The organism is Micromonospora sp. NPDC049679 (genome assembly GCF_040659735.1).
Taxonomy (GTDB): domain Bacteria; phylum Actinomycetota; class Actinomycetes; order Mycobacteriales; family Micromonosporaceae; genus Micromonospora_I.
In genome coordinates this window covers 1-21,723 of sequence record NZ_JBFANZ010000022.1, presented here as the reverse complement: position 1 = coordinate 21,723, position 21,723 = coordinate 1, and the positions used below count along the sequence as shown (strand labels likewise).

The following is a 21,723-nucleotide window of genomic DNA, read 5'->3' as shown; positions in this document are numbered from 1 at the left end:
GTCGTCGGTTGACGCCGATCCTGCTCGCCCGGCCGGCCGTTGTCACGATCTTCGACGTTGACAGCGCCGCTGACCTGCCGTGACGCTGTGCACAGGTCGTCGCGCACCTGTGCGGTGGCGGGGGAGGAGGAGCGGTGCGCCAGCGGATGTCCCTGGCCGGGCAGTTCCTGCTGCTCCAGCTCGGCATCGTGGTCATGGTGGTCAGCGCGGTCGCCGCGGTCTCCATCGCCGAGTCGGACGCGGCGTTCCGCCTCGAGGAGGGCGCGCGGCTGCGGTCGGTCGGGGAGAACGCCGCGATCAACCGTACGGTCCGGTTGGGACTGGGTGACCCTGTCGCGCAGGAGGCGCTCGCGGCCGTCGCGGAGAGCGCGCGGGCGGTCTCCGGGGCCTCGTACGTGCTGATCGCCGACGCCTACGGAAAACTGGTGACCGGTCCCGACGCCGGCCGCCCCGCGGTGCTCGGGCCGAGCACCGGCCTCGCCGGGCGCTCCTGGGTCGGCGTCATCGACGACGGCTCCAAGGCCCTCGTCGCGCACGTGCCGGTCCTGAACGAGTCCGATGGGCGGTTCCTCGGGCTGATAGTGGTCGGCCACCTCTACCCGACCCTGCCCGAGCAGCTCGCCGGCGGCGTCACCAACCTGGTCACCTATCTGCTCCTCGGCGGCGTGCTCGGGGTCGCCGGTTCGCTGCTGCTGGCCCGGCGGGTCAAGCGGCAGACGCTGGGACTGGAGCCGCGCGAGATCACCGGGCTGGTCGAGCACCGCGAGGCGATGCTGCACGGCATCAAGGAGGGGGTGATCGGCACGGACGCCGCGGACCGGGTGACGCTCGTCAACGACGAGGCCGTCCGGCTGCTCGGTCTGACCGACACCGCCGTGGGGCGCTCCCTGCACTCCCAGCCGATGGAGCCGCACCTGCTCGACGTGCTCACCGGGCGGGTGACCGGGGTGGACCAGATCGTGCTCAGTGACGAACGGGTGCTGGTGCTCAACCGGCGCCCGGTGGTGATCCGCGGCCGGCAGGTCGGCTCGGTGACCACCCTGCGCGACCGGACCGAGCTGACCGCGTTGCGCCGCGAACTCGACGTCAGCCGGCACACCACGGACACCCTGCGGGCGCAGGCGCACGAGTTCTCCAACCGGCTGCACACGATCGCCGGGCTGGTGGAGCTCGGTGAGCACGACGAGGTGGTCCGCTACGTCATGCGCGCGAGCCAGGTGCACGAGGAGCTCAACCGGGACGTCACCGCGCTGATCCGCGACCCGTCGCTCGCCGCGCTGCTCATCGCGAAGGCGAGCCTCGCCGCCGAGCAGGGCGTACAGCTGGTGATCTCCCCGGAGTCGGACCTGCCTCCGGTGGACGACGCGCTCGCCGCCGACCTGGTGACCGTGGTCGGCAACCTGGTGGACAACGCGTTCGACGCGACCGGGCCGGGCGGCCGGGTGGAGGTGACGGTGCGGGCCGAGGGCGGCGAGGTGCGGGTGACGGTGAGCGATTCGGGGCCGGGGGTGCCGCCGGAGCTGGCCGAGGAGGTCTTCCGGCAGGGCTACACCACGAAGGACGAGGCGCGCGGCCATCACGGGCTCGGCCTGGCGCTGACCCGGCTGGTCTGCGTGCACCGGGGCGGGACCATCGCGGTCGAGGGCTCGGCGTTCCGGGCCCGGCTGCCGTTGACCGTCGGGACGCCCGCGTGATCCGGGTGCTCGTCGTCGACGACGACTTCATGGTGGCGAAGGTGCAGTGCGGCTTCGTGGAACGGGTGCCGGGCTTCACCGTGGCCGGGGTCGCACACACCGGGGCCGACGCGATCGAGTCGGTCGAACGGCTCCGTCCCGACCTGGTGCTCCTCGACATCTACCTGCCGGACATCTCCGGGTTGGAGGTGCTGCGCCGGCTCCGGGAGGGCGACGCCACCGCCGACGTCCTCGCGGTGACCGCCGCCCGCGACGTGACCACGATCCGTACGGCCCTGCGCGGCGGGGTCGTGCACTATCTGATCAAGCCGTTCGGCTTCGACACGCTCCGCGACCGGCTGGAACGCTACGCCGTCGCCCACCACGGGCTCTCCGGCTCCGGTGACGTCGCCCAGGACGATGTGGACCGGCTTTTCGTGGCGCTCCGCCCCACGCCGGTCGAGCTGCCGAAGGGGCTGACCGGGCCGACCGCCGAGCTGGTCGCGGGGGCGCTGCGGATCACCGACGGCGACCTGTCGGCCACCGAGTGCGCCGACCGGGTGGGGCTGTCGCGGGTCAGCACCCGCCGGTATCTCGAGCACTTCGTCGGCGCCGGAAAAGCAGAGGTACGCCTGCGCTACGGCTCCGCCGGCCGCCCCGAACGCCGCTACCGCTGGACCGGAGCCTGACCCCGTTGATCATGGGCATACGCGCGATAGCGGAGTCCGGAATGTCGCGTGTTTGCCCATGATCAACGCGGCGGGGCGGGGTGGGGTGGGGCAGGTGCTAGTCGTCCTCGCCGAAGGCGAGCCGCTCGGCGGTGCGGCCGCGCAGCCGCGCGATGATCCGCGGCAGGTACGGCAGCACCACCGCGACGACCACCAGGGACAGCAGCACGGCGGTGAGCGGGCGGGTGACCAGCACCGACAGGTCCCCGTTGGAGAGCAGCAACGTACGCCGGAACTGCAACTCCATCATGGGGCCGAGGATGACCCCGAGGATCACCGGCGCGATCGGGAAGCCGAAGTGGCGCATGCCGAACCCGATCACCCCGATCACGTAGGCGATGAGCACCTGCACGAAGCTGTTCGACGCGGCGTAGACGCCGAGCGTGGCGAAGACCAGGATCCCCGCGTAGAGCGCCGGGCGGGGGATCTGCAGCACCTTCACCCAGAGCCGGATCAGCGGCAGGTTCAGCGCCAGCAGCAGCACGTTGCCCAGGTAGAGCGAGGCGATCAGCGCCCACACGAGCTCGGGCGACTTCTCGAACAGCTGCGGGCCGGGCTGCAGGTTGAAGACCTGGAACGACGCCAGCATCACCGCCGCGGTCGCCGAGGTCGGGATGCCCAGGGTCAACAACGGCACGAGTACGCCGGAGAAGGCCGCGTTGTTCGCCGCCTCCGGTCCGGCAACACCCTCGATCGCGCCCTTACCGAACTCGCCCTTGTTCTTCGACCGGTGCTTCTCGTACGTGTAGGAGAGGAACGTCGGCACGTCGGCGCCGCCGGAGGGGAGCGCGCCGAACGGGAACCCGACCACGGTGCCGCGCAGCCACGGCCGCCACGACCGCGACCACTCCTGCCGGCTCATCCAGGCGAAGCCGCCGCGCACCGGGTCCAGCGGCGTGATGTGCTCGGGGGTCTGGCGCAGCCGGCTGGCGATGTAGAGCGTCTCGCCGATGGCGAAGAGCCCGACGATGACGACCACGATGTCGATGCCTTCGAGCAGGTCCAGCGAGCCGAAGGTGAATCGCGACTGCCCGGTCAGCCCGTCCAGGCCGACCAGCCCGAGGAAGAGTCCGAAGGTCAGCGACATGAGGCCGCGGACCAGGGAACGGCCGACCAGCGCGGTCACCGAGACCATCGCCAGCAGCGCGAGGGCGAAGTAGTCCGCCGCGCGGAAGGTGGTGGCGAGCGACGCGACGGGCTTGGCGAACAGGGTCAGCAGCAGCGTGGAGATGGTGCCGGCGACGAACGAGCCGATCGCCGCTGTCGCCAGCGCCGCCCGGGCCCGTCCGCGTCGGGCCATCTGGTGACCCTCGATGGCGGTCGCCACCGACGCCGACTCGCCGGGGGTGTTGAGCAGGATCGAGGTGGTGGAGCCGCCGTACATGGCGCCGTAGTAGATGCCGGCGAACATGATGAACGTGCCGATCGGGTCGTCCAGGGTGAACGTGACCGGCAGCAGCAGGGCGATGGTCAGCGCCGGCCCGATGCCGGGCAGCACCCCGACGAAGGTGCCGAGGGTGACGCCGATGGCCGCGTAGAGCAGGTATTCGGGGCTCAGTACGGTGCTGAAGCCCTGCAGGAGGTCGCCGAAGACGTTCACAGCGGCAGCACCCCGCTCGGCAGGTGGAGTTCGAGCAGGTGGGTGAAGGCGAGGTAGATGCCGAGCGCCAGCGCGATCGCCACGACGACGTCCCGAATCAGGCTGCGGCTGCCGAGGATGCGCGCGGCGGCGACGAAGAACAGCGTCGAGGCGAGGACGAAGCCGACGGGGTCGAGCAGGGCGAGGTAGCCGCAGAGGGCGACGGTGAGCAGCGCCGGCGGCAGCCACTGCACGCCGGGGTCGCGCTCCGTTTCCGGTACGGCCACCGCGGCCGCGTCATCCGCTCGCGCGTCCGCCGTCGCGGCGGCGGCCAGCGTCTGCACCGCCGACTCCGGCCGGTCCACCGTCGTCGACTCCGGCAGGTCGGGGGAGACGAACTGCTTCACCAGGTACCAGAGCGCGACGGCCACCCAGCCGCCGGTCACCACGACCGGGGCGATCCAGGGCCCCTGCGGGGAGAAGTCGCCGTCGGCGGCGCGGTAGGCCTCCCAGAACAGGAAGAGGCCGACGATCAGCAGAACCGCGCCGAGAATGCGCGGCCCGATCGGCGCGCGGGGGAGGGCGGCACCCCCCGGCGCCGCCCTCTCCGTGTCACGTGTGGACAGTGCCATCTACTTGGCCAGCCCGATGTCGCCCAGCACGCCCGTGATGCGCTCGTTCTCGGACTTGAAGAACGCCACGGCCTCGTCGCCGCTCTTGTAGAAGTCGTCCCACTTCTGCTGGGCCAACGTCTGCTTCCACTGCTCGGAAGCGTGCAGCTTGTCGACGAGCGCGGTGATCGCCGCCTTCTCGCCGGCGCTGATGCCCGGAGGCGCCACGATGCCGCGCCAGTTCATCAGCTCGACGTCGTACCCGGATTCCTTGATGGTCGGGGCCGGCGTGCCGGCGCCGACGTCGACCCCGGTGGTCCCGGAGACCGCCAGCGCGCGGACCTTGCCGGTCGCGACCAGGTCCTTGAACTCGCTCGCCCCGGACACGCCGGCGGTCAGGTCGCCGGAGAGCAGCGCCGCCTTCGACTCGCCGCCGCCGGAGTAGGCGACGTACTTCATCGCCTTCGGGTCGGCGCCGGCCGCCTTGGCGAGCAGGCCGACGAGGATCTGGTCGGTGCCGCCGGCCGAGCCGCCACCCCAGTTGATCGAGGCGGGGTTGGCCTTGGCGTCGTCCATGAGCTGCTTGAGCGTCGTGTACCTGGAGTTCGCGGGTACGACGATGACCTCCTGCTCGGCGGTGATCGTCGCGATCGGGGTGGCCTGGTCGAGCTTGACCGGCGACTTGTTCGTCACCACGCCGCCGACCATGACCAGGCCCATCACCATGAGCTGGTGGGCGTCGCCGCGGTTCTTCGTCACCAGCTGCGACAGGCCGAGGGTGCCGGCCGCGCCGGGCACGTTGTAGACCTCGACCGACTGGTCGATCAGCTTGCCGTCGGTGAGGCTCTTCTGCATGGAGCGGGCGGTGATGTCCCAGCCGCCGCCGGGCGCGGCCGGGGCCATCAGCTGCAGCGACTTCGTCGGGTATTTCACCGGCCCGCTGGCGGCCGAGTCGCCGCCGCTCTTGTTGCAGCCGGTCGCCGCGAGCACGAGCAGCGGCACGCTGGCCGCGATCGCAGCCCGGCGCCGCAGCCCGGTACGGATTGTCGTCACATCCATCTCCTCGACCAGGATCACGTCAGCTGTTTCCGCGGCGTTTCCGTCGCGTTGCGTTGATGGTGGCGGTGGCGGTGACCCAGGTCACGGTTACGGTCGCCGAATAAGTTGTGGTCGTTGTGGTCGTGGCGATGCGGAGCAGAGTCGGTGTCGCGTGCGGCGGAAGATGCCGTCAGTCGTCGCATATCTGAAGGATTTCTTCCCTAGCTCATTGACATCCGCCAGTGCGCCGGACCAGGGTCCAAGCCATCACCCCGTTCCGTTGTCCCTGGGGAGGCATACGGTGGCACCACGGTTCACGTTGATCACCGCGTTCGCGGTCGTCCTGCTCGGCGTCAACGCCGGGACCGCGTCGGCGCAGCCGGCGCCGCGGCCGGTCGCGCAGCCCGCGCCGAGCCCCGCGCCGGACGCCGAGGAGCCGACCGGGCCGTCGGAGGCGGTCGACGGGCCGGGCCCCTCCGCCGCCGCGACGACGCTGACCGCCGCCAACTTCCGGCTCAAGGCCAGCTCCTACTCGTCGCTCATCGACGACCTGGACGCGGCGCTGCCCAACGTCAGCGTCCCGACGGTCGTCGCCGACGGCAACCGGGCCGCGACGGCGTGCTCCCCGAGCGCGGCCAACCGGGTGGCGTCGTTCTGCTGGAACAGTGGCGACAACACCGTGGCCTACTGGATTCCGCAGGCGGTCACCACCACGGCGGACGCCTACGACGCCGGCACCTACGAGGGGGCCACCGCGATCCTGGTGAGCTGGTACGACGACGGTTCCGACGGCGTGGACCGCGGCGTCCGGGTGTCCTTCGTGGACTACTCGACGCCGTCGGCGCCGACCTACCGGCACGTGCTGCTGGTGGAGCCGTACACCCGCAGCGACGGCAGGGCCTCGTTCCGGCCGATCAACCTCCACGCCGGCGGCATGTTCTGGTACGGCCACTACCTCTACGTCGCCTCCACCAACGCGGGCTTCCGGGTCTTCGACATGCGCCACCTGTGGGAGACCAGCACCACCAACGGCGCCGCGATCGGCCTGCAGTCCGACGGCTCGTACCAGGCGTACGGCTACAAGTACGTGCTGCCGCAGGCGCTCTCGTACGCCCGCTCCACGGCGGGCGGCTACGCCCCGCTGACCTTCTCGTTCGCCGCGTTGGACCGGACCAGCACGCCGGACAGCGTCATCGTGGGCGAGTACGCCAGCCCGGGCACCGGCACGCGGCTGGTCCGCTTCCCGATCGACTACACCACCCGGATGTTCACCGAATCCAGCGACGGCTACGCCCACGGCACCCAGGCGTACGACGTCTCGGTGACGAGCATGCAGGGGGCGACCGCGATCAACGGCCGGTACTACCTCTCCACCAGCGACGGTTCGGGCAACAAGGGGGACCTGGCCACCTTCACCCCCGGCGGCTCGGTGGTCATGCACACCGACACGCTGCCGATCGGGCCGGAGGATCTCTCCTACTGGGCGGCCCGCGACCAGCTCTGGTCGGTGACCGAGTACGCGGGCAGCCGCTCGGTCTTCGCGGTCCGCGCGTCGGCGTACTGATCGGGTTTCCCGCGCCGGAGCCGGTGTCCCACGTGGTGGCCGGCTCCGGCATCGCGGCCGGGTGGATTTGACGTTTCGGGCGAGACGGGGCAACGTGGGGTGCGGACGGCCGTTGACCTAATTCCATATTTTTGGAGAAAAACCAACCTGCCGAACCACCCGTCAGCCCCACGAGCGAGCTGACGACGTTCTCCGGCGGCACCCTGCCGCCCTCCATCCGCGCCGGGCATTTCGTCCGCGTAGACCAGCTCCGTGTGCCGCGCCGAAGCGGCGGAGCCGTGTCCGAAGAACCACCGACGATGACAATCACGAGGAGTCTTTGATGCTCACGTTGACCGACAACGCCGTGCTGGTGATCCGCGACCTGACCACCCAGCAGGAGGTGCCGGCGGGCGCCGGGCTGCGCATCGCCACCGACGACACGGCCGGGGCGCTGACGATCGGCCTGGTGGCCGAGCCGGCCCGGGGGGACCGGGTGCTCGACGCGTCCGGCGCCCGGGTGTTCCTGGAGCCGGACGCCGCCGAGTTCCTCGACGACAAGGCGCTCGACGCGTCGGTAGACGGTCAGGGAGCCGTGCAGTTCGGCCTCGCCGAGCAGTCGGTCTGACCCGGGCCGTCCGGCCTTCCCACGTGGTGGGGAGGCCGGACGCCGTTGCGGCGCAGGAGCGTCAGTCGATGACTTCGACGTCCTTCCAGAACGCGATCCGATCGCGGATCATCTCTGCCTTGGGCTTGGGTTCCGGGTAGAACCACACGGCGTCCTCGCTGCGTACGCCGTCGTGCTCCAACGTGTAGTACGAGGCGGTGCCCTTCCACGGGCAGACCGTGTGGGTATCCGAGGGGCGCAGCACGTCCTCGCGCAGCGTCGAGCGCGGAAAGTAGTGGTTGCCCTCGACCATCACGGTGTTGTCGCTCTCGGCGATGACCAGGTCGCGCCAGATAGCTTTCGGCATACCCGCGACTCTATGCCGCCGCTGGGCGCAGCGACGGATGCTCGCGACGCGACCCCTCACGGAGGGTGTGCGCAGCGGCTCGACGGGGTAACTCACGGCGATATACCCTGGTCGATGGGGGGTGAGTCGCCATGGCGACGTCTCCACAGCTCGACGATCCTGCCGCCGTGCTGCTCACGCCGGGGGAGCGGCTCGGTTGGATCTTCTCCGACCGCAACGGGTCCCGCCGCCGCTTCGGCGACCCGCCGCCGGCCCCGCCCACGCCGCCGTACGACCTGATCGCGCGGGCCCAGGCCGTCAAGCGCAAGCAGCCCGGCCGGATGATCACCGTCGGTGCGGTCGGGCTGACCACCGCCCTCCTGCTCGGTTGCTGTGGTGTCGCGGTCGGGCTCGTCCACGACCGGGCCGGCACCGCGCTCGGCACGCTCACCGTGCTGGCTCTCGCCGTCACGGCGGGCGCGATGGCGCTCGTCCGGGCCTACTACGGACGGCTGAAGGGCGAGGTGAAGGCCGCCGAGGCCGAGCGGCGGGCCTGGTACGACCGGGCGTACGCCGACTGGAGCGCCCGCAGGGCCGCGTTCGACCGCGACGAGGAGACGCGGATCGAGGCGCTGCCCGAGTGGCGGGCGGCGACGCTGCGCCCGGACGCGCGGCGGGTGGACATCGTCGGCGGCAGCCTCTGGGGCTGGGAAGCCGTGCTCACCGTGCTGGGCGCCTCGCTGCTCGCGACGCGGGCACCGCTCACCGTGGTCGACTTCTCCGGTGAGGCGGTCGGTCGCGAACTGCTGCGGGTCGCGCAGGAGAACGGCGTCGACGTCGACCTGCTGTTCCTCCCCGACGACCTCGCCGAGAGCGACCTGCTCGCCGGCCTCGACCGTCGGCAACTGGTCGACGTGCTGGTCGAGGCGATGCACGGCGACGAGCAGGCCGGCCGCGCGGAGCGGGCGCTGGACGACCGGATCCTCACCGCGATCTGCGACGCGCTCGGCGACGACCTGTCGATGCCCCGGTTGGTGGCCGCGCTGCGGGTCCTGCTCGATGAGCCGGCCCCCGCGTCGGTGTCGGTGTCGACCGGGGACACGTCGAGCGGGGAGCCGTCGCCGGGGGAGGTGCTGACCGCCCGGGAGCGCGAGCGGATCGCGGGGGAACTGTTCGGCGAGGAGGTCCGTCGGCAGGCCCACCCCGCGCTGCGCCGGATGGAGGCGTACCTGACTCCGCTGGCCGCCCTCGGCACCCGCCGCCGGGTCCGCGAGCCCGCCACCCTGACCTGTCTCGCCGCCGCGACCGACGGGCGCACCGCGCGCGGCGAACTGCTGGACGACCTCGTCGTGCAGTGGCTGATCCGCCGGGTCGCGGCCGGCGCTGAGGAACTCGGCAGCCTGGTCATCGCGGGCGCCGACGACCTGCCGCGCCGGGACATCGAGCGGCTCAGCGACCTGTGCGAGCGGCGCGGCGTGCGCCTGGTCCTGCTCTTCCGGCACCTGCGCGACGCGTCGGCGCAGACCCTCGGCGGCGGCGCGGTCGGGTTCATGCGGTTGGCCAACCACGACGAGGCGCGGCAGGCGGCGGACTTCATCGGTCGCCAGCACCGGTTCACGCTGACCCGGGTGACCCGCACGCTCGGCGGCGCGCAGACGCACAGCACGGCGGAGACCGAAGGCACCGCCGACAGCGAGGGACGCAGCTCGCACGGGCTGCTCGGTCTGATCGCCACGCGCGGCCGGGATGAGACCCGCACCTGGAGCGTCACCCGCAACTGGAGCCAGACCCGCAGCGTCGCCGACGCGATCAACTGGAGCGAGGCCGGGACCCGGGAGCGGGTCTACGAGTACGCGGTGGAGCCGCGCGCGCTGCAGGACCTGCCCGACTACGCGCTGCTGCTGGTGCAGTGGCAGCCGAGCGGCTCGGTGGTGGTGCCGGTGGAGTGCAACCCGGACCTGATCTCACTGCCCCGGCTGAGCATGGATCCGCTGCTGCCGGTCGAAACCGCGCCGCCGGCGGTAGAAAGCGCCGAGGCGACGGTGGAGGCGGGCTGACCGGTCAGCGCGGGTGGTCGACGCGGGGGCTCAGCCAGGGCGCCGGTCGGGTGGGGCGGGCGGCGAGCCGGCTCGCGACATGGGCGAGGTGGTGCGACGTGCCCCAGGCGATCCAGCTCGTCGCGGAGCCCGGCCCGGGGGTGTAGCGGGCCCGCCGGGCGATCTCGTGGTCGCCCCAGGAGAAGCCCGCGCCTTCGCCGGGCCAGTGGTCGGAGGCGACCAGGGCGCGGCACAGGTCGTAGAAGCGGTCATCGCGGCGACCGCCGCGCCGCGCCCACCGGTAGATCCACCACGCGTCGTCGGCGGTGTAGCGCATCGTGGGGAGCGGCGCGTGCGGCGGCGCGCGGGTCGGTACGGGCGGGGAGATGCCGTAGTCGCCGTAGTCCAGCCCGAAGTCGGCGACGCGCGCCCACAGCAGCGCGTCCCAGCGTTGCAGGCGCTGCGCCCGATCGGTCGGGAGTTGGGAGAGGCTCGACGGCATCGCGCCGGAGGCGAGGGTCAGTGAGTGCCAGGGGTGGTGCCACGCCCAGAGGACGATGCGCCGTACGCGTTGCTCGGCGCTCCGCACGTCGTCCCGGCAGCTGACCTCCGCCAGGTCGATGACGAGATCGCACTGTTCCGGGGCGAGCCCGGTGTGGCGCCACACCCGCCGCACCGCGTCGGTGGCGTGCGTCTGGCCGGCCGCGTAGTCGTCGGGGCGGAAGCGCACGATGGCCCGGTTGAGGTGCAGCCGGGCGGCGGCTCCGTGCCCGGCGAGCCGATGTCCACTGTCGACAAGTCCGATGACGGGCAGCATCGGGATGCCCCACCGGGCGAGGTCCTCGCCGAGGTCGTACGGCGGCGCGCGCAGCCCCGTGGCGACGTCGGGCAGGTCGGCGAGGTCGACCGCGACCCGCAGGCCGTAGGGCGCGCGGTCGCGTAGCGCCACGAAGAAGTCGTACGCGTCGCGGACCGGACCGTGTGCGGTGGGGCGGATCCGCAGGATCGGTTGGATGCGGGGGATCTGCGCGGGGGTGAGGTGTTGCAGCGCCATCAGTTCGCCCCGGCGGGCCGGGAGGATCGGTCGGTAGACGCCGCTCACCAGCTCAGCGCGGTGATCGACAGACCTCACTCACCCAATGTAGCCACGCAAATCCACAAGACCACACCGATCGACTGTCCACCCAGGACTGCGCGCCGTGCGCCCATCACCGCCGATCCTGCGGTTGTGGTGCCACGTTGCGCCCCGTTGAATCCGGTGTGCCAGGCCCCACAACCGCACGATCGGCGCAGTGGCGTGGGTCAGACGACCTTGCAGGTGAGCACGGTCTTCGCCGCCTTGACGGAGGCCTGGACGGTGCTGCGCTCGCTCTTGGTGAGCTTGCCGCGCAGGGCGGCCTTCAACTCCTTGATTTTGGCGGCGAGCTCGGCGCGCTCCGCCTTGGTCAGGCGCGCGGCCTTCAGGTCCAGCACGATCGCGCGCATTTCGGCGCGCACGGCCAGCCGCTCCTCGGCGGTCGTCGCGGCCCGCAGTTTGGCGTGCAGCGCCTTGAGCTCGGCGAGCTTCGCCTTGCGTACCTCGGGGCTCATCTTGGCGTCCCGGGCGGCCCGGACAAGCTCGGCGACGGCGGCGTTGAGGGCCTTGCGCTCCGCGGTGGTCGGCTTGCGGCCGCGCAGGGCGTTGAGGCCGGCGTTGAGCTGGTCGACGGCGGTCGCCCGTTGGTCGGCCGTCACGGTGCAGCGCGGCGACTTGCTCTTGGCCGAGACGGGGGCGGGGGCGGCGAATAGGCCGGCGCTCAGCGCGGCGGCGGTGATGAGAGCGGCGACGCCGCGTCGGGTCGTACGGGTCATGGAATCGACTCCTTGGTGTCGTCGGTCTTCCCAGGTCAATCGGCACCCCGACGGCGGACCTTAGCCGCGCCGCCGCGCGGCGTTGCCCTGGCCATCGCTGGAGCGGAGCTTGTACCGTGCTGGCGTGGCGGATTCGGGCGAATGGGTCGAACGGTGGCGGGGAGAGGTGGAGCCGTGACGGGCATCGACGAGCGGCTCGGGCGGCTGCGCGGAGCGCTCCCGCCCCGCCGGCACAACGCGCGCACCATCGCCGCGCTGACCGGCAACCCCGGCTGCGACCGGCGCGCGGTGCTCGACAGCGCCGGCATCGACAAGCAGCGGGTCGCCGCCCAGGTGGGGTTCCCCGCCCCGGCGGGCCAGTCGCGCTTCGCGATCGCCCGCGGAAACGTCTTCGAGGCGCAGGTCAAGGCGGACGGCGCGGCCGAGCTGCTGCGGCTGCTTCGCGAACGGCTGGGGCTGCCGATCCCCGAGGTCGCCTACGACGACCTGGAGACCCCGGACGGGAAGGAGAGCCAGGAGGAGCGGCACGCCCGCGCCCGCGAGCTGCTGACCCGCGCCGCCGGTCACGTCGACGGCGCCGGCACCCTCTTCGACCATCCGCTGCTGCGGCTCGACGTCGCCGGTCAGCCGGTCTACCTGGAGCCCGACCTGATCGCGTTGCAGATCGAGGGGCGCTTCCACGTCGTCGAGATCAAGTCGTTCGCGGTCATCGACGACCAGGCCGACCCGGGCAAGGTCTCCGGCGCCGCGATCCAGGCCGCGGTCTACGTGCTCGCCATGCGGCAGCTCCTCGAGGACGCCGGCCACGACCCGGAGCTGGTCTCGCACAACGTCGTACTCGTCTGCCCCCGCGACTTCTCCAACCAGCCGACCGCGGCGCTGCTCGACGTCCGCAAGCAGCTCGCCACGCTGCGCCGGCAGCTCTCCCGGATGGCCAAGGTCGACGCGCTCCTCGAGGGGCTGCCGCCGGAGCTGACCTTCGACCTGGCGCCCGACGCCGCCGGCAACCCCACCCGCTCGCCCGCGTCGTTGGCCGCCGCGCTCGCCGCGGTCGAGGCCCGCTACGCCCCCGAGTGCCTGTCCGCCTGCGAGGTCGCCTACTTCTGCCGCCACGAGGCCACCGGCGCGACCGCGACGCTCGGCAAGTCGGTCCGCGAGGAGCTCGGCGGGATCGACTCGGTCGAGACGGCGCTCGGGCTCGCCGCCGGCACGCTGCCGCCGACCGAGGAGCAGGCGGAGGCGGCCGCGCTGCTCCGGGCCGCCGCACGGCTGCGCTCCGAGGTGCTGTCATGACCCGATCCGGGTACGCGCTGCCGCTCGCCGCCGTTCGGAGGCGCGCATGAGCACCCTCACCGCGCTCGCCCGCGCCCAGGCGCTCGCCGCCGGCGTGGCCCAGCCGATCGCCACCGTGCGACACCTGCACCTGTCGCAGCGGCCGCTGGTCTTCGTGCCGCTCACCATGGCCGGCGAGGCGAACGCCCCGCTCGCCGCGCTGGTCGGCACCGACCCGGACCATCCGAAGTTGCTGATCGTGGCGCAGCCGCGCAACCGCGACCAGCGCTTCGCCTTCGCCGCCGAGCTGGCGTCGATCCTCGTGGCCTATGTGGACGGTCACTGCGGGGTGTCGGAGACGGTGGACGGCGGCCGGGGCAAGGACCCGCGCCAGCGCTACCTCGACGCCCCGCAGATCCTGGTGCCCAACCCGGCCGGGATCAGCTTCGTCCGCCTCTTCGGCCGCTCCACCCGCTTCCGCCGCACCGACGGCGACTACCCGGTCCACCCGTCGGTGCCGCTGCTCGGCCGCTGGCTGACCTTCTTCGCCGAGCGCGCCGAGCATCCCGGCTCGTCGGCGCTGCTGGCCATGACCGAGGCGCTCACCCTGCACTGGGCCACCGGGCAGAGCGCCATGGAGGACCAGAACCTCGCCGCGCTGCTCGGCTGGCTCGACCCGCCGCCCGGCCTCACCGGTCCGCAGGCCGCCGCCCGGGCCGAGGACCCGGCGACGTGGCCGCCCGCCGGGCCGGTCACCGATCCGGGCTTCGACAACGAACGGCTCGCCCCGGCGATCGCCGCCTACCAGGCCGCACTGGACGACGAGGGCGCGCGGCTGCTGGCGTACGCGGAATTGGAGCGGCTGCTCCGCGACCAGCTGGAGCCGACCTGGCGGCTGATGTGGCGCGGCGTCGCGAAGCTGCGGGAGCTGACACCCGGCGCCCGGGTCGAGGGGCGGTGGGTGGCGGACCGCGACGCGTTCACCGGCTACGCGGAGTATGTGCAGTCGGGGGAGAGCTATCCGCAGCCGCGCCGGGACGGGGCGGTCGCCGCGGCGCAGCGCCTCGACCGGCTGGAACGGGCGCAGGCGTCATACGCGGCACAGCGCGCCTACGACGACCCGCTGGTGATGGCCGACCACCGGCTGACCGGGGAGGCGTTCGCCGGGGTGGTGACGATGGCCAAGCCCGACCGGGTCGACGACACCGGCAAGCGTCCCGTGCTGCGCCCGCGGATCATGGTGCTCGCCGAGGATCCGGTGGCGCTGGCGCCCGGCGCGGCGGTCTACTCGCCGGCCCGGTCGGCGCAGAAGGCGACCGTCGTGTTCGTCACGCCGACCGACGGGTCCAGGACCGAGGTGGTGCTCGAACTCTCCGGCGGGATGGGGCGGTCGCTGACCGCGCCGCCCGGCAGCGTGCCGGAGGTGGGGGAGCGGGTCACGTACACGACGCTGAACGACACCTACCGGCCGGGCGCGGCGTTGCCGACCCGCGAGGAGACGCCGTGGACGCACGGTGGACCGCCGCCGGAGTACACGCCGAGCGAGCAGGATGCGGCCGAAGACTGGTCGTAGAACGGCGGTGGGCGGGGCGGGCACACCGTGTCAGATGCCCGCCCCGCCCCAACCGCGTGACCCCCGACGGTGCTGAGTCGTCGAGGAGCGGTGAGCCGCTGGGCGACCGGTCGCCGTCGCAGTCGACGCCGGACCACACCCGCTCACTGCATCAACGCGGTACGCCCCCCGTTGGCTACGGATCGTGATCTAGCCAACGCTGACTGGTGATCAAGGCGGCCGGGGTGGGTGCGCCGCCGGCGCGCCGGTCGGCCACCGGTTCGGACCCGCCCCCGCTGCCGATCATGCCATTGATCGACGACGACGCGTCGGGTTCCGCCAGCGGATCAGATGATGCGTTCACGCCAGTACGGTTTAGGTCTCAACCGAACTCCTCAGTCCCTTTCGATATTGGCGTCCCTATCGTTCGAGACAGGGCCGGCGGGTCGCGTTTCCGGAACCGGCAAGCCGGAGACGCAGCCCGCTGGAGGGACTTCGCAGGGGGGAAACATGGGACTGCGCGACCACACCCGGACCTGGAATTTCGACGTCCACGCGTCCCCGGACGCCTGCATGGAGGCGTTCGCCGCCGGCCTCACCTGCCGCACCATCCTGCGGCTGGGCGGAAACTGGACCGTCTCCCACGGCTCCCCGCTCGGCGGGCTGCCGCAGGCCGTGGGCGTCTACCAGGGGCGAGCCGGGGTGGCCTCGGCCATGACCGTGCTGTCGGGAAAGGCGACCGACGAACAGACCATGGCGCTCGGCTCGAAGCTCACGTTCCGGGTCGTCGGCCACGACGCCGACACCGGCCGTACGAAATGCGCGATGGTGATGACCGAGGTCTGGAAGGTCTACGTCGTGTTCACTCCCGACGCGCGATTCTTCCGTGGCTCCATGAACCAGGTGCTCAGCAAACTCCGCCGGATCGACCCTGAGTTGCAGCTGGTCAAGACCTAACTCCCTAACCCTCCCCACGATCCGCGTGATCAGCGACGCTGGTGAAGACTTTCCCGTCGAGGATCAGGTGGGACCAGCCCTCGTCGGCGACCCGCCGCAGAGCGTCGTGCAGGTCCGGTGCGGTCGCGGCGCGCCCGCGGGTGGCCTCGTCGCGGTAGCGGTAGGCGGCGAGTGATCGCTGGCTGAATTCCGGGGAGTATTCCACTCCGCCATCTCTGTCGTGGGTGCCGCGGGTAATTCTGCGTAGTTGCCGGGCGGCTCCGGGCGTCATCACTGCCTCGCGCTAGGTTTTGGTGATCCGTTAGCGGGGAGAATCGTTGCGCCATCATCCGGCCGTCATCCTGGTCGCCGTACTGCTGTCCACCGTGTCGCTGCCGGTCTCGCTGACCGGCGCCTCGGTCGCGCTGCCGGACATCGGCACCGACCTGCACGCCGACCTCGCCTCCGTGCAGTGGGTGGTGAACGCCTACAACGCCACCTTCGCCAGCTTCATGCTCGCCACGGGCGCGCTGGCCGACCTGCTGGGCCGACGGCGGGTCTTCGCGACCGGCGTCGCGATCTTCACCGTGGCCGGGGCGTTGAGCGCGGTTGCCGGCGACATCGTGCTGCTCGACGTCGTACGCGCACTCGCGGGTGTGGGTGCGGCGGCCGCCGCCACCAGCGCCTCCGGCATCCTGGCAGCCGCCTTCCAGGGGCGGGCGCGGGCCCGGGTGTTCGGGCTGTTCGGCACCGTGATCGGGGCCGGCCTGGCGTTCGGGCCGTCCATCGCCGGGCTGCTGATCGAGGCGTTCGGTTGGCGCGCGGTGTTCGGCGGGCCGGCGATCGTCGGGGTCGTCGTGCTCGCGCTGGTGCCGCTGCTGCCCGAGTCGCGGGAGGCGACGACGCGCCGGATCGACTGGGCCGGCAGCGGGACGTTCACCTCTGCGCTGCTGCTGGTCATCTTCGGGTTCGTGGAGGGGCCCGCGCAGGGCTGGGGCAACCCGCTGATCGTTGCGGCGTTCGTCGGATCGGCCGTGCTGTTCGCCGTCTTCGTGCGCGTCGAACGACGGCGGGCCGAGCCGATGTTCGACCTCGGCCTGCTCGCCAGTCCGCGCTTCCTCGGGACCTGCGTCGCGGCGGCGACCATCGTCACGGTGATGGTGCCGCTGCTGGTCTACCTGCCGTCGTACTTCACCGCGGTGGTCGGCTGGAGCCCCGGCCAGGCGGGTGCCGCGCTGATCCTGCTCACCGCGCCCACCCTGGTGCTCCCGCTGCTGGGCGGGCTGATCACCCGGTGGATCCCGGCGCCGGCCGTCGTGGTCTTCTCCGTCCTGGTGGTCGCCATCGGCGCGGCCTGGCTGACGGTGCTCGGACCGGGCGTCGAGGTGCCCGGGTTGGCCGGACCGCTGCTCACGATCGGGGTGGGCATCGGGCTGTCGATCGGGATGCTCGACGCCCAGGCGATCAACAGCGTCGAGCCCGGGCGGGCCGCCACCGCCGCCGCGATGATCAACACCGCCCGGCTCGCCAGCGAGACCGTGGCCATCGCGGTGGTCGGCTCGGTGCTCGCCACCACCACCGGCGGCAGGCTGGCCGATCCGGGCTTCACCGGCGGGCTGCGTACCGTGCTCTGGTCGCTGGCCGTGCTGGCGCTCGTCGCCGTCCTGCTGACCGCCGTGCTGCTCCGCCGCGGCGCGTCCGCCGCGCCGCGACCGTCGGCCGGGGACCGGGTCGCGGTGTCCTGAGCGCGTCGATCTTGCCGTTGTGGTGCCTCGCATAAGGGGCGTACTGCGCCGTTCTGCCCACCACAACCGCACGATCGGTGGCGGTTGGATTGTGCTGCGTAGAGTCGCGTCCATGGCTCGGTCGCCCGCGGTACAGCTCGCCCCCAACGTCTGGCGGATCCCGACCGTGGGTCGGGCCGCCGTCAACTCGTACGCCTTCGTGGACGACGACGGCAGCGTCACGCTGGTGGACTGCGGTCTCAAGAAGGCACCGGCGCGGATCGTCGCGGGGCTCGCCGCGATCGGCAAGACCCCCGCCGACGTCACCCGGATTCTGCTCACCCACGCCCATCCGGACCACGCCGGGGGAGCGGCCGAGATGGTCCGCCGCACCGGGGCACCGCTGGTCGTGCATGGGGCCGACATGTCGTACGCGGAGACGGGTCAGGCGCCGGAGCCGGATCAGTCGCTGTTTGCCGGGCGGCTCTTCAGCCGGCTGCCCCGCGGGAAGTTCCCGGCGGTCCAGGTCGCCGAGCCGCTCGCCGACGGCGACCTCCTCGACGTGGGCGGCGGGCTGCGGGTCGTGCACACGCCGGGCCACTCACCCGGACATGTCTCGCTGCTGCACGAGCCGACCAGGGTGCTGATCACCGGGGACGCGCTCTTCAACGTCGCGGGCATCCGGTGGCCGGTCTGGTTCTTCTGCTCGGATTTCCGGATGACGCAGGAGACGGCGCACGTGCTGGGGGAGTTGGAGTACGACGTGGCCGCCTTCACGCACGGTCCGCAGATCAGCGACCGGCCCCGCGAACAGGTCAGGAGATTCCTCTCCCGGCTGCGGTGAACGCGGCGCTCGTACCCGTCCCGCATGCGCGCGCTGCCCAGACGCAACCGTCCCCCTGACCGGTCCGGTGGTCAGGGGGACGGCACGCGCTACCGGTCAGGCGATGAAGCCCTGCTTCTTCATCCAGTCGGCCGCGACCTGCGCCGCCGGCTGGCCCTTGACGTCGACCTGCTCGTTGAGCTGGCGCAGGGTGGCGTCGTCGAGCTTGGCGGTGATCGGGTCGAGCAGGGTCGCCAGCGACGGGTACTTGGCGGCGGTGGCGCCGTTGACCGTCAGGGCGGGGTTGTAGATCGGGAAGAACTTCTTGTCGTCCTCGAGGGTGACCAGTTTGAGGTTGCTGATCCGGCCGTCGGTGGTGAACACCTCACCGAAGTTGCAGGAGGTGCCCTTCTGGGTCTCGGTGTAGACGACCCCGGTGTCGACGGTCTTGATGTTCGCCGCCGGCACGGACATGCCGTACGCCTTGGTCAGGCCGGGCCATCCGTCGTTGCGGCCGGCGAACTCGCTCTCCAGGCAGAGCGTGGCCTGGGCGGGGTTGGTCTTGACGAAGGTGGCCAGGTCGGAGACGGTCTTGAGGTTCCACTCCTTGGCCTTGTCCTCGCGCACCGCGATCGCGTAGCTGTTGTTGGCCGGCGCCATGCGGGCCCAGACGACCTTGTGCTTCTCCTTGTCCTCCTTGGCCACCGCCTCGTACTGCTTCGCCGAGTCCGGGATGGGGTCGGTGTGGTTGAGGTACGTGATCCAACCGGTGCCGGTGTACTCCCACGACACGTCGACGTCCCCGGAGAGCAGCGCGTTGCGGCTGTTCACCGCGCCCTTGATGTTGGTCCGGTCGGTCACCGTCGCACCGGCCGCCTTGAGGGCGATCATGGTGAGGTGCCCGAGCAGGATCGACTCGGTGAAGTCCTTCGAGCCGACGGCGATGGTCTGGCCGGTGAGCGCCGGGTCCTTCTTGATCGACCCCGCCCCGACGGAGACGTCGCTACCGGAGTTTTCGGTCGTCACGGAGCATCCCGTCGACAGCGCGACGGCGACGAGCGCGGTGCCGGCCGCCAGGCGGGCGGAGAGCCTTTTCGTGAGCATGAACTACCTCCATGGCGCAGGGGCGTCGGGTGGGGGACAGGGGTTCGGGGCGGTCGTGGTCAGCCCAGGCCGCGGGGGCGGAACAGGTCCGTGATCACGCCGCCGAGCCAGTCGAGCAACAGCGCGAGCGCGGCGGTGAGGACCGCGCCGGTGACCAGTACGGGGGTGCGCTGGAGCTTGATGCCGGTCACGATCAGTCCACCGAGGCCGCCCGCGTCGATGAAGGTGGCGAGCGTGGCCACCCCCACGGCGAGGACGAGCGCGGTGCGTACGCCGGCGAGGATGACGGGTACGGCGAGCGGCAGTTCGACGCGGGTCAGGACGGCGAGCGGTGACATGCCGATGCCGTGGCCGGCCTCGATCAGTTTCCGGTCGACCTGGTTGAGGCCGACGATGGTGTTCTGCAGCACCGGCAGCAGCGCGTAGGCGATCAGCCCGATCAGGGCGGTGGTGAAGCCGATGCCGAGCCAGAGGCTGAGCAGCACCAGCAGGCCGATCGCCGGGGTCGCCTGCCCGATGTTGGCCAGGCCCGTCGCGGCCGGGGCGAGCCACCGCAGCGCGGGGCGGGTGAGCAGGATGCCCGCCCCGACGGCGACGATCACCACGATCACGGTGGTCACCGCGGTGAGCTTGAGATGCTCGGCGAGCATCCGGACGAGGATGTCGGCGTTGAGCGACCGCCGCTCGATGTCGTCGAGCTGCAGCGACTGCACCCAGAGGTACGTCGCGAGCAGCACCACGGCCAGCACCACCGGCATCGCCGCATGGCTGCGCAGCAGGGACCGCCAGCGCGACGGCGGCGTCAACGTGGCTGTCGGGGCCGCGGTCGTCGTCACGCTCACCGGGATCCCCCCGGCTGGGCCGGCACCGCGAGCTTCCAGCTCCCGGACGATCCGTGCCACGCCGGCTCGGTGATGCCCCGGTCGTGGTCGCGTTCGGTGTCGCGCATCTCGCCGATCGCCCGCATGAGGCGGTCGATGCCCACCACGCCGCGGTAGCGGCCGTCGTCGTCGACCACCACGGCGGCGCCGCAGCTGCAGGTGAGCATCGCGTCGAGCGCGTCGCGCAGGGTGGCCCGTGCGTCGACCGTCGCGGCGGGGATGCCGAGCCCCTCAAGGTTGGTCTGGTGCGGGGTCAGGTCGCGCGGGGCGACCCAACGCAGCGGCCGCTGGTCGCTGTCGACGGTCAGCACCGCCCAGTCGCCGGACTCGTCCAGCCGGCGCAGCACGGTGGCCGGCGACTCGTCGGGTCGCACCAGCTGCGCCTGGTCGTACTCGATCGCACCCACGCGGCGCAGGTTGAGCTGCTTGAGCGAGGCGCCGGCGCCGATGAACTGCGCGACGGTCTGGTCGGCGGGGGCGGCGAGGAGGCGTTCCGGGGTGTCGAACTGCCGGATCATCGACCGCTCGCCGAGCACCGCGATCCGGGTGCCCATCTTGATCGCCTCATCGAAGTCGTGGGTGACGAAGACGATGGTCTTCTGCAACTTCTCCTGCAGCCGCAGGAACTCGTTCTGCAGGTGCTCGCGGGTCAGCGGGTCGGTCGCGCCGAACGGCTCGTCCATGAGCATCACCGGCGGGTCGGCCGCCAGTGCCCGGGCGACCCCGACGCGCTGCTGCTGACCCCCGGAGAGCTGGCCGGGGAGCCGGTTACGGAACTGGCCCGGCTCCAGCCCGACCAGGTCGAGCAGTTCGTCGACGCGCGCGTCGATGCGGCGGCGGTCCCAGCCGAGCATCTTCGGCACCATCCCGACGTTGGTCGCGACGCTCATGTGCGGGAACAGTCCGCCCTGCTGGATGACATAGCCGATGCGGCGGCGCAGTTCGGTGGCGTCGAGCGAGGTCACGTCGGCGCCGTCGAGGGTGATCCGCCCACTGCTGGGCTCGATCAACCTGTTGATCATCTTCATGGTGGTGGTCTTGCCGCAGCCCGACGGGCCGACCAGGACGACGATCTCGCCGCGGTGGATCGTCATCGACACGTCCTCCACCGCGGGGGCCTTCTGCCCCCGGTAGCGCTTGCTGACGTTCTCGAGGCTGATCATCACGTCGTCGGACATCATTGACCTCTCGCGTTGATGGATGCGGCCATGGCGGCCGGCGTGGTGGCGGCCGTGGCGCCGACCTGTACGGCGGGCGGCGCGACCCGGCGCCGGGCCGCGGTACGGGCCCGCCGACCCGGGCGGGTCAGCGTGCCGAGCAGCGCCAGGCACAGGTCGATGGCGAGGGCGAGCACGACGACCCCGAGGGTGCCGACCAGGGCCTGGTTGAGTGAGTTGACGCCGCCGAGGTTGGCCAGGC

General features: G+C 71.8%; 20 protein-coding genes and 1 pseudogene. 10 read left to right on the top strand and 11 right to left on the bottom strand.

Features of this window, described 5'->3' with window-relative positions:
• Positions 1–134 precede the first annotated feature (134 nt).
• Together AB0J06_RS16225 and AB0J06_RS16220 are read left to right on the top strand one after the other, a co-directional pair.
• Positions 135–1,694, top strand: a complete 1,560-nt coding sequence (locus AB0J06_RS16225; RefSeq protein WP_357429122.1) for a sensor histidine kinase — start codon at positions 135–137, stop codon at positions 1,692–1,694.
• Positions 1,691–2,362 carry a response regulator gene (locus AB0J06_RS16220; RefSeq protein ID WP_357429120.1) on the top strand — a complete coding sequence of 224 codons (672 nt, stop codon included), beginning with the start codon at positions 1,691–1,693 and terminating at the stop codon, positions 2,360–2,362. The genes AB0J06_RS16225 and AB0J06_RS16220 overlap by 4 nt, the downstream gene beginning before the upstream one ends.
• Before the next feature lie 97 nt (positions 2,363–2,459).
• Here the strand turns inward: AB0J06_RS16220 and AB0J06_RS16215 are convergent, their stop codons facing one another.
• From AB0J06_RS16215 to AB0J06_RS16205, 3 genes are read right to left on the bottom strand one after another with little or no spacing between them, the layout of a single operon-like run.
• A complete protein-coding gene (locus tag AB0J06_RS16215; RefSeq protein WP_357429118.1) occupies positions 2,460–4,001 on the bottom strand; it encodes a tripartite tricarboxylate transporter permease in 1,542 nt (513 codons plus the stop codon).
• Entirely contained in the window at positions 3,998–4,612 is a 615-nt protein-coding gene (locus tag AB0J06_RS16210) for a tripartite tricarboxylate transporter TctB family protein (RefSeq protein WP_357429116.1), read from the bottom strand. The genes AB0J06_RS16215 and AB0J06_RS16210 overlap by 4 nt, the downstream gene beginning before the upstream one ends.
• Positions 4,613–5,644, bottom strand: a complete 1,032-nt coding sequence (locus AB0J06_RS16205) for a tripartite tricarboxylate transporter substrate binding protein (RefSeq protein ID WP_357429114.1) — start codon at positions 5,642–5,644, stop codon at positions 4,613–4,615. It lies immediately after the preceding gene.
• A 286-nt stretch (positions 5,645–5,930) separates the two neighbouring features.
• On the opposite strand from AB0J06_RS16205, the gene AB0J06_RS16200 reads away from it, so the two are divergent.
• The gene (locus tag AB0J06_RS16200; RefSeq protein ID WP_357429112.1) at positions 5,931–7,193 is read left to right on the top strand and encodes a hypothetical protein; all 1,263 of its coding nucleotides are present in this window, start codon (positions 5,931–5,933) and stop codon (positions 7,191–7,193) included.
• Between the two features lie 322 nt (positions 7,194–7,515).
• A complete protein-coding gene (locus AB0J06_RS16195) occupies positions 7,516–7,800 on the top strand; it encodes an adhesin (RefSeq protein ID WP_357429110.1) in 285 nt (94 codons plus the stop codon).
• Positions 7,801–7,861: 61 nt separating this feature from the next.
• Here the strand turns inward: AB0J06_RS16195 and AB0J06_RS16190 are convergent, their stop codons facing one another.
• Positions 7,862–8,146, bottom strand: coding sequence for a DUF427 domain-containing protein (locus AB0J06_RS16190; protein WP_357429108.1), 285 nt, complete (start codon positions 8,144–8,146; stop codon positions 7,862–7,864).
• 131 nt (positions 8,147–8,277) lie between these two features.
• Here AB0J06_RS16190 and AB0J06_RS16185 point away from each other — a divergent pair, with 131 nt between their 5' ends.
• Positions 8,278–10,182: a hypothetical protein gene (locus AB0J06_RS16185; RefSeq protein ID WP_357429106.1), complete on the top strand. Its 1,905-nt coding sequence runs from the start codon at positions 8,278–8,280 to the stop codon at positions 10,180–10,182.
• Positions 10,183–10,186: 4 nt separating this feature from the next.
• On the opposite strand, the gene AB0J06_RS16180 is transcribed toward AB0J06_RS16185, so the two are convergent.
• Positions 10,187–11,293 carry a beta family protein gene (locus tag AB0J06_RS16180; RefSeq protein WP_357429104.1) on the bottom strand — a complete coding sequence of 369 codons (1,107 nt, stop codon included), beginning with the start codon at positions 11,291–11,293 and terminating at the stop codon, positions 10,187–10,189.
• 170 nt (positions 11,294–11,463) lie between these two features.
• Entirely contained in the window at positions 11,464–12,012 is a 549-nt protein-coding gene (locus AB0J06_RS16175; protein WP_357429102.1) for a hypothetical protein, read from the bottom strand.
• A 183-nt stretch (positions 12,013–12,195) separates the two neighbouring features.
• Between AB0J06_RS16175 and AB0J06_RS16170 the strand changes: the two genes are divergently transcribed.
• From AB0J06_RS16170 to AB0J06_RS16160, 3 genes are all read left to right on the top strand, one after another.
• Positions 12,196–13,305, top strand: a complete 1,110-nt coding sequence (locus AB0J06_RS16170) for a hypothetical protein (protein ID WP_357429264.1) — start codon at positions 12,196–12,198, stop codon at positions 13,303–13,305.
• A 46-nt stretch (positions 13,306–13,351) separates the two neighbouring features.
• Complete coding sequence (locus AB0J06_RS16165) at positions 13,352–14,857, top strand: hypothetical protein (RefSeq protein ID WP_357429100.1); 1,506 nt, start codon at positions 13,352–13,354, stop codon at positions 14,855–14,857.
• Positions 14,858–15,346: 489 nt separating this feature from the next.
• Positions 15,347–15,793, top strand: a complete 447-nt coding sequence (locus tag AB0J06_RS16160) for a hypothetical protein (RefSeq protein ID WP_357429098.1) — start codon at positions 15,347–15,349, stop codon at positions 15,791–15,793.
• Positions 15,794–15,797: 4 nt separating this feature from the next.
• On the opposite strand, the gene AB0J06_RS16155 is transcribed toward AB0J06_RS16160, so the two are convergent.
• A complete protein-coding gene (locus AB0J06_RS16155; RefSeq protein ID WP_357429097.1) occupies positions 15,798–15,998 on the bottom strand; it encodes a hypothetical protein in 201 nt (66 codons plus the stop codon).
• Between the two features lie 112 nt (positions 15,999–16,110).
• Here AB0J06_RS16155 and AB0J06_RS16150 point away from each other — a divergent pair, with 112 nt between their 5' ends.
• Both AB0J06_RS16150 and AB0J06_RS16145 read left to right on the top strand, forming a co-directional pair.
• Positions 16,111–17,517, top strand: coding sequence for an MFS transporter (locus AB0J06_RS16150; protein WP_357429095.1), 1,407 nt, complete (start codon positions 16,111–16,113; stop codon positions 17,515–17,517).
• 112 nt (positions 17,518–17,629) lie between these two features.
• Positions 17,630–18,340 (top strand): MBL fold metallo-hydrolase, encoded by a 711-nt coding sequence (locus tag AB0J06_RS16145; protein WP_357429093.1) that lies wholly within the window; start codon positions 17,630–17,632, stop codon positions 18,338–18,340.
• 96 nt (positions 18,341–18,436) lie between these two features.
• On the opposite strand, the gene AB0J06_RS16140 is transcribed toward AB0J06_RS16145, so the two are convergent.
• The 4 genes and pseudogenes from AB0J06_RS16140 to AB0J06_RS16125 form a co-directional block, all read right to left on the bottom strand.
• Positions 18,437–19,423, bottom strand: coding sequence for a glycine betaine ABC transporter substrate-binding protein (locus AB0J06_RS16140; RefSeq protein ID WP_357429091.1), 987 nt, complete (start codon positions 19,421–19,423; stop codon positions 18,437–18,439).
• A 59-nt stretch (positions 19,424–19,482) separates the two neighbouring features.
• A complete protein-coding gene (locus AB0J06_RS16135) occupies positions 19,483–20,259 on the bottom strand; it encodes an ABC transporter permease (RefSeq protein ID WP_357429089.1) in 777 nt (258 codons plus the stop codon).
• Between the two features lie 2 nt (positions 20,260–20,261).
• Complete coding sequence (locus AB0J06_RS16130) at positions 20,262–21,482, bottom strand: ATP-binding cassette domain-containing protein (protein ID WP_357429087.1); 1,221 nt, start codon at positions 21,480–21,482, stop codon at positions 20,262–20,264.
• Positions 21,482–21,723 (bottom strand): annotated as a pseudogene (locus tag AB0J06_RS16125) (hypothetical protein); the annotation flags it as partial. The pseudogene AB0J06_RS16125 and the gene AB0J06_RS16130, both read right to left, overlap by 1 nt.

What these genes read in the sequence shown, in the direction of transcription:
- AB0J06_RS16210 (WP_357429116.1), bottom strand. Translation starts at nt 4,612, where the DNA reads ATGGCACTGTCCACACGTGACACGGAGAGGGCGGCGCCGGGGGGTGCC.
- AB0J06_RS16195 (WP_357429110.1), top strand. Translation starts at nt 7,516, where the DNA reads ATGCTCACGTTGACCGACAACGCCGTGCTGGTGATCCGCGACCTGACC.
- AB0J06_RS16190 (WP_357429108.1), bottom strand. Translation starts at nt 8,146, where the DNA reads ATGCCGAAAGCTATCTGGCGCGACCTGGTCATCGCCGAGAGCGACAAC.
- AB0J06_RS16185 (WP_357429106.1), top strand. Translation starts at nt 8,278, where the DNA reads ATGGCGACGTCTCCACAGCTCGACGATCCTGCCGCCGTGCTGCTCACG.
- AB0J06_RS16175 (WP_357429102.1), bottom strand. Translation starts at nt 12,012, where the DNA reads ATGACCCGTACGACCCGACGCGGCGTCGCCGCTCTCATCACCGCCGCC.
- AB0J06_RS16165 (WP_357429100.1), top strand. Translation starts at nt 13,352, where the DNA reads ATGAGCACCCTCACCGCGCTCGCCCGCGCCCAGGCGCTCGCCGCCGGC.
- AB0J06_RS16160 (WP_357429098.1), top strand. Translation starts at nt 15,347, where the DNA reads ATGGGACTGCGCGACCACACCCGGACCTGGAATTTCGACGTCCACGCG.
- AB0J06_RS16145 (WP_357429093.1), top strand. Translation starts at nt 17,630, where the DNA reads ATGGCTCGGTCGCCCGCGGTACAGCTCGCCCCCAACGTCTGGCGGATC.
- AB0J06_RS16140 (WP_357429091.1), bottom strand. Translation starts at nt 19,423, where the DNA reads ATGCTCACGAAAAGGCTCTCCGCCCGCCTGGCGGCCGGCACCGCGCTC.
- AB0J06_RS16130 (WP_357429087.1), bottom strand. Translation starts at nt 21,482, where the DNA reads ATGTCCGACGACGTGATGATCAGCCTCGAGAACGTCAGCAAGCGCTAC.